Annotated in this window: 8 protein-coding genes; 4 read left to right on the plus strand and 4 right to left on the minus strand. The window is 37.4% G+C overall.

Annotated features, from left to right (window positions below):
• Window positions 1-330: 330 nt before the first annotated feature.
• A complete protein-coding gene (gene pdeM / locus ON09_RS19835; protein ID WP_010602816.1) occupies window positions 331-969 on the plus strand; it encodes a ligase-associated DNA damage response endonuclease PdeM in 639 nt (212 codons plus the stop codon).
• 149 nt (window positions 970-1,118) lie between these two features.
• On the opposite strand, the gene trxA is transcribed toward pdeM, so the two are convergent.
• From trxA to ON09_RS19855, 4 genes are all read right to left on the minus strand, one after another.
• Window positions 1,119-1,415 (minus strand): thioredoxin, encoded by a 297-nt coding sequence (trxA, locus tag ON09_RS19840; protein ID WP_010602817.1) that lies wholly within the window; start codon window positions 1,413-1,415, stop codon window positions 1,119-1,121.
• 218 nt (window positions 1,416-1,633) lie between these two features.
• Window positions 1,634-2,977: a dihydrolipoamide acetyltransferase family protein gene (locus ON09_RS19845; RefSeq protein WP_010602818.1), complete on the minus strand. Its 1,344-nt coding sequence runs from the start codon at window positions 2,975-2,977 to the stop codon at window positions 1,634-1,636.
• Window positions 2,978-3,024: 47 nt separating this feature from the next.
• On the minus strand, window positions 3,025-4,278 hold the full coding sequence (locus ON09_RS19850) for a competence/damage-inducible protein A (protein ID WP_010602819.1): 1,254 nt from the start codon (window positions 4,276-4,278) through the stop codon (window positions 3,025-3,027).
• 3 nt (window positions 4,279-4,281) lie between these two features.
• Complete coding sequence (locus tag ON09_RS19855) at window positions 4,282-6,987, minus strand: putative LPS assembly protein LptD (protein WP_010602820.1); 2,706 nt, start codon at window positions 6,985-6,987, stop codon at window positions 4,282-4,284.
• A gap of 74 nt (window positions 6,988-7,061) precedes the next feature.
• On the opposite strand from ON09_RS19855, the gene ON09_RS19860 reads away from it, so the two are divergent.
• The 3 genes from ON09_RS19860 (at window position 7,062) to ON09_RS19870 (ending at window position 9,843) form a co-directional block, all read left to right on the plus strand.
• The gene (locus ON09_RS19860; protein ID WP_010602821.1) at window positions 7,062-7,925 is read left to right on the plus strand and encodes an N-acetylmuramoyl-L-alanine amidase family protein; all 864 of its coding nucleotides are present in this window, start codon (window positions 7,062-7,064) and stop codon (window positions 7,923-7,925) included.
• Between the two features lie 14 nt (window positions 7,926-7,939).
• On the plus strand, window positions 7,940-8,716 hold the full coding sequence (locus ON09_RS19865) for an N-acetylmuramoyl-L-alanine amidase family protein (RefSeq protein WP_010602822.1): 777 nt from the start codon (window positions 7,940-7,942) through the stop codon (window positions 8,714-8,716).
• 173 nt (window positions 8,717-8,889) lie between these two features.
• Window positions 8,890-9,843 carry an MlaD family protein gene (locus tag ON09_RS19870; RefSeq protein ID WP_010602823.1) on the plus strand — a complete coding sequence of 318 codons (954 nt, stop codon included), beginning with the start codon at window positions 8,890-8,892 and terminating at the stop codon, window positions 9,841-9,843.
• The last annotated feature ends 44 nt before the right edge of the window (window positions 9,844-9,887 follow it).

Genomic DNA, 9,887 nt, shown 5'->3' on the forward strand with positions numbered 1-9,887 from the left:
ACGTACACACTGCCAGGCATACGATGAAGTTTTTATCAGCAACTGGAAGAACCACGTTTGGCCGCCGCTTTAGAGCGAATTCAGAATGGAGCAGTGGTAATTACCAATCCTAAAAGTTTTACGCCGCTATCTTTTCCGATAAAAGTTGATAGCTTGCGAGAAAACATGAGTTCGGAAGAGTTGGAGCAAAGAATTGCAAGAATGAAAGCAGAATCGGAAAAGTTTAAGTAAACTATTCTTTTACTTTTTCGTCATTGCGAGGCACGAAGCAATCTCAACTAAAAGATTGCTTCGTGCCTCGCAATCACGAACTATATTAGATAAAAATTAATGACCATAACAAGCCACGGAGAAGAACTGATTTTAGATAAAGAAAGGGCTTTATATTTACCTGAACATCAACTTTTAGCCATTAGCGATTTGCATTTGGGCAAATCGGCGCACTTTCGTTCAGCGGGTGTGCAGGTGCCATCAACCATCGCTCAGAATGATTTACAGCGCTTAGGTTTGCTTATCGAAAAATACAATCCTAAAACCCTGCTAATTAATGGCGATATGTTTCACCATGGTTTAAATTCAGATATTGATGAATTTGCGCAGTGGAGAAAACAATTCAGCGGACTAAATTTCCTGTTGGTTAAAGGCAACCATGATCGATTGGCAAACGCAGATTACGCGTCCATGCAGATTGACATTCACGAACCCAGTTTTTGCCTCGGTCCTTTCTGCTTCATTCACGATGCGCCAAAATGCACTGAAGAGGAACTGTATCCAATCAGCGGACACATTCATCCTGGCGTTACCATTGTAGGTAAAGCGAAGCAACGCTTAAAGTTTCCATGTTTTTATTTCGGTAAGGAGTATGCGGTTTTGCCCGCTTTCAGTACGTTCACTGGCTTGTATAATATTTATCCGAAAACAAACGAGCAGATATTCGCTGTTACACCAAATTTGGTTTTAGAAGTATAATTTATTGTCTTTGAAGCGCAATGGCAGAAGCATTTATATTCGTCACTCCTGCTTTCACTTCAAGTCCGCCCGATACACAAACCCTCTACACTTCGGGCTTTTCGTTCAATCAGGGCTATTTAATTTCTGTTCTTCAAGATAGGTTAAAATCAAGCGAACGAATCAATAATTTGCTTCAACTGCGAGGCCTGTAATACACCACTTTGACGCCAAACTTGTTTGCCTTGCTTAAATAACATTAATGTTGGAACACTTTGAACGCTATATGCTGATGCAGCCGATTGGTTTTTATCAATGTCTACTTTAATAATTGAAACTGAATCACCAACCTGAGATTTTAATTGCGCTAGTATCGGTTTCATCATTTTGCAAGGACCACACCATTCAGCAAAAAAATCAACCAAAACAGGTTTATCGCCATTTATTAATTCTGAAAATTTAGCCATGTCTTTAGTCTTTAGTCTTTAGTCTTTAGTCTTTAGTCTTTAGTCTTTAGTCTTTAGTCTTTAGTCTTTAGTCAAAAACAGACAAGAGATAATTTGGTTTAAATAAATGAAATATTGATAGAGAATTGTATAATCCTCGATGCTGTCACGTTGAGCTTGTCGAAACGCTATTTAAAGTATTTAGCAAGTCCTTCGACAGGCACAGGATGACGTTATCTCTAAATCTCTCTATTAAAATCCCAATTTTCTAAATAATCAGCAACCCGGCGAACAAACATTCCACCTAAAGAACCATCTACCACTCTATGGTCGTATGACAAAGAAAGGAACATCATGTGTCGAATCGCAATTACATCACCATGCTCAGTTTCTAAAACAGCTGGTTTCTTTTTGATGGCGCCAACAGCTAAAATAGCCACTTGAGGCTGATTAATAATTGGCGTCCCCATCACATTTCCGAAAGAACCTACATTTGTTAAGGTAAATGTTCCACCCTGCGTTTCATCTGGTTTAAGCTTAGATACCCTGGCTCTTGCTGCTAAATCATTTACCGCTTTAGTTAAACCAACAAGGTTAAGTTGGTCAGCATTTCTGATTACGGGAACAATTAAATTACCGCTTGGCAAAGCAGCAGCCATACCAATATTGATATTACTTTTCTTAATAATTTGCGTTCCATTTACAGAAACATTAATCATCGGGAAATCTTTAATCGCTTTGGCAACCGCTTCAACAAAAATTGGTGTGAAAGTAATTTTTTCGTTCTCACGTTTTTCGAAACTGTTTTTTACTTTGTTACGCCATAAAACCAAATTGGTTACATCGGCTTCCACAAAAGAGGTAACGTGTGGAGAAGTGCTTTTACTCATCACCATATGGTCTGCAATGAGTTTTCGCATTCTATCCATTTCTATAATTTCATCGCCACCAGAAAATGATGTAGTTGTAGTTTTATTTACTGCTGGTGTTTGCGAAGGAGCCGTATCAGCTTTTGCTTCTACAATTGCTTCTGACTTTTCTTGCGTATTAACAGCAGCTTTCGTTCCTGTTTTACTTGAAATATAATTTAATAAATCATCTTTATTTAAACGGCCATCAGCTCCAGAACCTTTTATCGAATTAAGTTCAGCCAATGAAATGTTTTCCTGAGCGGCAATACTTTTCACTAAAGGAGAGTAAAAACGTTCAGATGAAGAAAAATCAGTTTGCACAGCCGGTTTTTCTACAGGGAGTTGCGCTATACCAGGAATAGTTTCTGGTTTTTCTTCAATAACCGGAGCCGAAACGGGAGTTTTTTCTTCTTCAACAACGTCGTTTGCGGCTTGTGTTTCAATAATGGCGATTACATCCCCAACCTGGGCAACTTCATCTTCTTTAAATAATTGTTTTACCAATTTTCCAGCTACAGGTGAAGGCACTTCAGAATCGACTTTATCGGTTGCAATCTCTAAAATGGTATCATCTAAATCAATAGAATCGCCAATTTGCTTTACCCATTTAATCACAGTTGCTTCGGCAACACTTTCACCCATTTTTGGTAACAATAGTTCGTATTGAGCCATATTAAATTACAGTATTATATATTGGTAACGCGACAAAAATACTATTTTTATTCTTTGTGTAAGTCTTCTCTAAGTAGATTTAATAACATCACCAAGGCAGATGCAGCCGATCGCTCGATGTTTTGAATGCGTTTGTTACTGAAGTTAAACACTTTAGCTAACGTTTTCGCTTTCGATGCTATCGCAATCCACACGGTTCCCACAGGCTTGTCAACTGTGCCGCCATCAGGTCCGGCTATTCCGCTCACTGCAATAGCATAGTCTGTTTTGAAATGCTTTAACGCACCTTCTGCCATTTCAACAATAGTTTCTTCGCTTACTGCCCCAAACTTAGCCAGAGTACCTTCTTTTACTCCCAAAATGGATTCTTTGAGTTCGTAAGCATATGCTACAGCGCCACCCCAATAAACGGATGAGCAACCTGGGTGTTGCGTAATCAAGTGCGCTATGTAGCCACCCGTGCAACTTTCCGCTGTAGATAAAGTTAGTCCACGCTCCTTCATCATATTCAGAATTGCTTTTTCAAGCGGAATATCCTCATCAATAACGACAAACTTGTTAACTTTTGAAATAATTTGTTGTGCGTAGATTTTTACTTCGGTTTTTAAAGCGTTTTCATCATCACCCTTGGCAGATAAACGCAAACGCACCTGCCCGAGCTTTGGTAAATAGGCTAATTTAATATGTGAAGGTAAATTGTCTTCTATTTCTTCAATTTCTGCAGCTAAAAACGATTCGCCGATGTTTGCGGTAAGAATAGTTTTATGAACAATAGATGGAAGTTGGAATCTGGATTTAATTCTTGGAAGAATCTCATCATCCATCAAATACATCATTTCATAAGGAACACCAGGCATCGAAACAAAAATCTTATTATTCTGCTCAAACCACATACAAGGTGCCGTTCCGTTTCGGTTTACGATTACTTCGCAGCCATCAGGTACATCAGCTTGCTGAATATTAATATCGAGTAATGGCCGGTTAAATTTTTTAAAGATAGAAGCCACCATTTCCAATGCGCCTTCATCTCTACGAAAACCCATTCCAAAATACTTGGCCAGTGTTTTTTTGGTGATATCATCTTTCGTTGGCCCTAATCCGCCGGTAATCAAAATGATATCGGCACGTTTTTCGGCCTCTGCTAAACTTGATAAAATGTGTTGTTCCTCATCAGAAACTGAGGTAATCTGTTTTACAGAGACGCCAATCAAATTTAGTTGTTTAGCCATCCAGGCCGAATTGGTATCAACAATCTGGCCGATCAGAATTTCATCGCCAATGGTTATAATTTCAGCTAGCATAATTTATTGGTAGGTATTATAGAAACCTTGTCTTTTGCTCAGTTTTAAATCCTGAAGGATAGATGCTTTTACCTTTAACGTTAAGGAATAACTTTTGTAGGCGCCAAAGGGAACCCAGTTGATACTCATATCCCAACAGTGCAAATCACGATAAATACCAATGTTCATTGGCGTTAAGCCGTTGTTTTGAAAGTCGTAACCGGAGTTAAAGGTAAATTTCCATTTTGGGGTAAGATTAAAATCGCCATTGAAATTAAGTGTGTTGCTCACGTTACTTACTCCAGCATCGCTTCTGCTATATTGAAAGCTGTATGAAAATGAAAAATTCCAGGGAATATTAAAATCTACGAAGGCATTAGGATCTCTGCTGATCGCTGCCAATTGTTCTGACTGAATTGGAGACAAACCCTTTTGCTTTGCAGTTTCACTCAACTTATCGTTGGCATCGTTCTTACGTTTTAAGGCATCGGGATTCAAACTGTAATCAAAAGAGAAACCTATGTTAGTAAGTCTGGCCAGCCTACCCTTTCTTAACAAATAATTATTGCTCCTTTCGAAAACAGGAGAGCCGTCAGTATTTCTAATAATTTCACCATTTGCATCTCTCGATTCCTCTACATCATATGGATCGAATGTACCGTTATAATTAATTCCCAATTTGTCTGTAAACTGAGAGCGCCCGTTAAAGCTTAAAGTAGAAAGTTTATTTCTTTCTGCTAAGAAATTATATTGCCCAGATATGCTCAATCCCTGAATAATTGGAATTTTGCGTTCGCCTGTTCCAGTAGTATCTTTACTTGATTTGACCTTTAATTCAACTGTGTTATCCACGCCGAAACCAATTGCAGCTTGCGGGCCACCAAAAGAACCTGGATAGGCCATGCCTTCGAAAATAGAATAGGCTACTTGCCTATCATTAGCATCGACTATTGGCTTTTTGATTGTTCTTTCTGCATTTAAAAATTCATTTTCGGAAAGAGCGGCAACGAATGGACCGCTGCCAGCCTTTGTAAAATCTGGTGAATAATTAAAGTTAATGTTTGGCGTAATCACGTGACGCATGGCAATGATATTACCTAAATTCTTAAACTGCTTCAGACCATAAATTTTGGTGGACATACTGGTAGATAGGTTATAGCTACCCCTCCTTTCAAAACCACTTAAAGTGTCCACTCTTTCAGTATAAGTACCATCCTCAAAAGTCGTAAATTTCTTATTAATGTGTTGGAAATTCCAAACTTCATTGTACGTTCCTCCCATCGAAAAATTTAAATATTTCAATGCTGTAAATGACATGTTAACCGGAATGGTATGACTAAAGCCTGATCTTAATCGCTTCAATCCATCATTTTGAAATAGTAAGCTATCTTTCGTATCGATAGCATTAGTTCCTTGCAACGCATAACCAACCGTAATTTTTTGATACCATTTTTGCTCGCCAACACGGGTCTTGGAATCAAAAGGACTAAAAGTTGGTACGTTAAATGTCGCATCAGGCAGCCTGATGGAAACGTCGCGTGTTCTAAGGGTTTGATTACTCGTCATCGATAACGAGTAATTCATATTATTCGAAAATGTTTTAGAGTAGCTGATACTACTATTTGTTGTATTATTCGCTATGGCATTTAGATCGTAATTCAGGTTTGCCGGGCTATTGGTGTAATAACTACTCGAAGTAATATTTACACTTGCACTAAAAGTAGAACCAGGATTGGCATTGGCATTTTGAGAATGCGACCATCTGATACTAAAATCTTTATTTGGGTTTCTAAATGCTTCCGTACCTTCGAGTCCATTTTTAACACTATTATAACTCAAACCAATATTTCCGCTGTATTTGTAACGTTTAATATAGTTGGTGAGCATGCTGGTTTCATAAGATCCGTTGGTGTAAATACTACCCAGAAATTTGGCATCCCAATAATCGTTAAGCCCTAAGTAATATCCACCGTTTTGCAGGAAGAATCCCCTTGTCGCATCCTCGCCCGGTGTAGGCAAAATAATCCCTGATGTTCTTTTATTTGGTTTTGGAAAAAAAGCAAATGGTAAGCCTATTGGTGTAGGTACGCCTTCAAAAACCATATACATTGGCCCACTGATAATTTGCTTTTCAGTAGCTATACCCTTTGTAATTAAAATCCCGAAGTGAGGATGAGGTAAATTACAGGTACTGTACATCACATTTTTGATGTGCAGCTCATCATCAATTTGTTTTTTACTTTGACCACCAGAAAAGTAACCGCCCTCCTGTTCAGAAAAAACGCCAAATACCTTCGCCCGTGTAGTTTCTGAGTTGTAATAAAGTGAATCGGCAATTGCAGAACCCTCAGCACCCGACTTAAATATGGGTTTACCGACATATCGGTTGGTTTTTGGATCGGTTCTCCCACTTGCAAAAATCACCTTCGTTTGCGAATCATAACGAATGTAATCGGCGTCGAGCTCGAAATCACCATAATTTACACGGGCATTGCCATACATGAAAATAACACTCTTCGTTTTATTAAACTTAACAGAATCGGCACGGTACTCTACCTTTTGATCTAAACCACTGTTGTTTTTTCCTTCTTTTTTGGATGTATCCCTTTTTGAAGTATCCTGTTGAATAATTTGTTGCAATGAAAAAGAAGAAAATGCGTTAGCTTTACCAACACCATGTGTTAATAAAATGACAGAAATTAGTAAAATAGAGCTAGTAAGAAGTTTCAAATTCGTATTTGAATGTTATTTTTGCACAAATGTTTAATCAAAAACGTTCAAAATTAGTGAAAAATATACCATTGATGTATCTTAAAACCATTTTAACATTTATTATTTGTTTTGCTTTAGTCAATACAATTGATAATCAAGCTTTTGCACAGGAATATAAAATTAAAACAATCGTAATTGATGCCGGCCATGGTGGCAAAGACGGGGCTACTCACGGGATTTATTCTAAAGAAAAAGATGTGGCGTTAAAAACTGCACTTAATCTGGGTAAGGCTCTTCAGGATAGTATAAAAGATATCAAAGTTATTTATACCAGACAAACTGATGTTTTCATTCCTTTATATGAAAGAATCAATATCGCTAACAATGCTAAGGCTGATCTGTTTATATCAATTCACTTAAATGATATGCCAGTAAGGGTATCAAAGGTGGTAGATTATTACAAAAAAGTTAAAGGTAGAAAAGTTCCGGTTTACCGTTCAGTAGTTTCTAAAAGCACTTCGACACGCGGTACCGAAACCTTCGTATCGGGTACGGGCCGCCTGGGTGAACAGGATGAGGTAATTAAAAGGGAAAATGCTTCTATGTTTTTAGAAGATAACTACCAGAAAAATTACGAAGGTTTTATCGCCAATACGCCTGAAAATGATATTATGCTGTCATTAATGAAGCAAACCAACAGGGAAAGAAGTTTGAAGTTTGCTTCATTGCTTCAACAGGAATATATCAGCGCAGGTAGAATTAATCGTGGTGTACAAGAGAAAAGCCTTGCCGTTTTAGCCCGAGCCTCTATGCCTGCTGTTTTAACTGAAATCGGCTTTGTGAGTAATCCAGATGAAGAAGATTATATGAACTCGCCTGAAGGGCAAACAGAAATTGTTAACGGGATTATTAAAGCTATTAAAAATTACAAGCGCATCGCAGAAACATCATTCTAATCTATCCCCCAAAAATGAAGATAAAACTTCTAGCCTTTCTATTTTTCTTAACGCCATTTATTTCCAAACAGTTACAAGCTCAGGGATATAAAATTAAAACCATTGTAATTGATCCGGGACATGGCGGAAAAAAGCCTGGGGCTTCAGGAAGTTTTTCTACTGAGAAAGCAATTGCTTTAAAAGTTGCGCTGAAATTGGGTGTTAAGTTGAAGGAAGAGCTGCCAGACATCAAAATCATTTATACCCGTACAAAGGATGTTGACGTGGATTTGTATAGAAGAGCTGAGATCGCAAACGACGCCAATGCAGATCTTTTTATTTCGATCCACTGCAATTCGATGCCTGCCGGGAACAAACACATTAAGGGCGCTGAAACGCTGGTAGCTGGCTCCCATCGCTTAAAAGAACAAGATGCAGCGATAAGGGAAAACGCCGATATCAAGCTAGAAAAAAATTACAAAACCAAGTATGATGGTTATGACCCTAATAATCCAGCTACATTTATTCTTTTATCGCTCTTAAAGAATACGTTTCGGGATAAAAGCATTAAATTCGCGAAGCTAATTCAAACCAGTTACATCAGCAGGGATAAGCGCTTAAGTCGCGGGGTGAAAGAACAAGGTGTTTTAGTGCTTCAAAGATGCGGTATGCCAGCGGTTTTAACTGAAGTTGGCTTCATTTCCAATAAAGAAGAAGAAAAATATATCAATTCTGAAAAAGGACAAAATGAGATCGCAGAATCAATTTTAGCTGCCATTAAAAACTACAAAAAATCTGTCGAGGTTAAATAATTATAATCAAAAATCTAAAATCCAGACAAAATAGTATCACATATCAAACAAAAACAACTGTGTAAGCATTATGTAATAATTAATATGATTTACACTTAAAAATAAAGAATTACGCCTCGGACAAGTATTTATTACTAATTTTGCCACTTGTATCCGTCAAATACAAAACACTCATGAAGATTAAGAACGAAACCAAAGTAGGTATATTAGCTGCATTTGCCATTGCATTACTCATTATAGGATACAACTTTTTAAAAGGAAATTCCATATTTTCCAGTGAAACAACTCTATTTGCACGGTATACAAGAGTAGATGGTTTATCCGTTTCAAAACCTGTTTTAATTAATGGTTATCAAATCGGCCGTGTAGCAAAGCTACAATTGGAACCAGGAGGAACTATTTTAGCAACACTAAGCATCAATAGTAAATACGATATTCCTGAAAACAGTATTGCCCGTTTAGAGGGCACTGATTTATTAGGAAGCAAAGCGATTGTGATGTCTCTTGGTAATTCGAAAAAAATGGCTGAAGACGGCTTCACATTAAATGCCAATGTAGAAAAAGGTTTGATGGAGCAAGTTCAGCCTGTTCAGAAAAAAGCAGAATTAATTATCGGTAAAATGGATTCAATACTTAGCAGTGTGAACTCTATTTTAAATCCTAATTTCCAAAAGAATGTGGATAAGAGCTTTAACAGCATTGCTGGAACATTGGCCTCTTTAGAAAATACATCGAAAAAAGTAGATGGTTTGGTAGGATCTGAAAGTGCCCGTATTGAGGCTATTTTCAAAAACGTTGAAGGAATTACTGCCAACTTAAATAATAACAACAAGAAAATTAGCGATATTTTAACCAATATTAATACCGTTACCGATAAGTTTGCAGCTGCAAATTTTAAACAGACTTTAGATAATGCCAATAATGCAATTGCTGATCTTCAAAGTGTAATTTCAGGAATTAAAGAAGGTAAAGGAAGTTTGGGACAACTGTTAAACGACAAAACCCTTTCTGACAATTTAAATAGTGCTTCTAAAAATCTTGATGCATTGATGATAGATTTAAAAGCAAATCCTAAACGTTACGTACACTTCTCGGTGTTTGGTGGCGGAAACAAAAAAGATAAATAATAAATTTTAGTCTATAAAAAAAAGCCTGACGATTTCAAATCGTC

The sequence above is a fragment of the Pedobacter agri PB92 genome, assembly GCF_000258495.1.
In the GTDB taxonomy this organism is placed as follows: domain Bacteria; phylum Bacteroidota; class Bacteroidia; order Sphingobacteriales; family Sphingobacteriaceae; genus Pedobacter; species Pedobacter agri.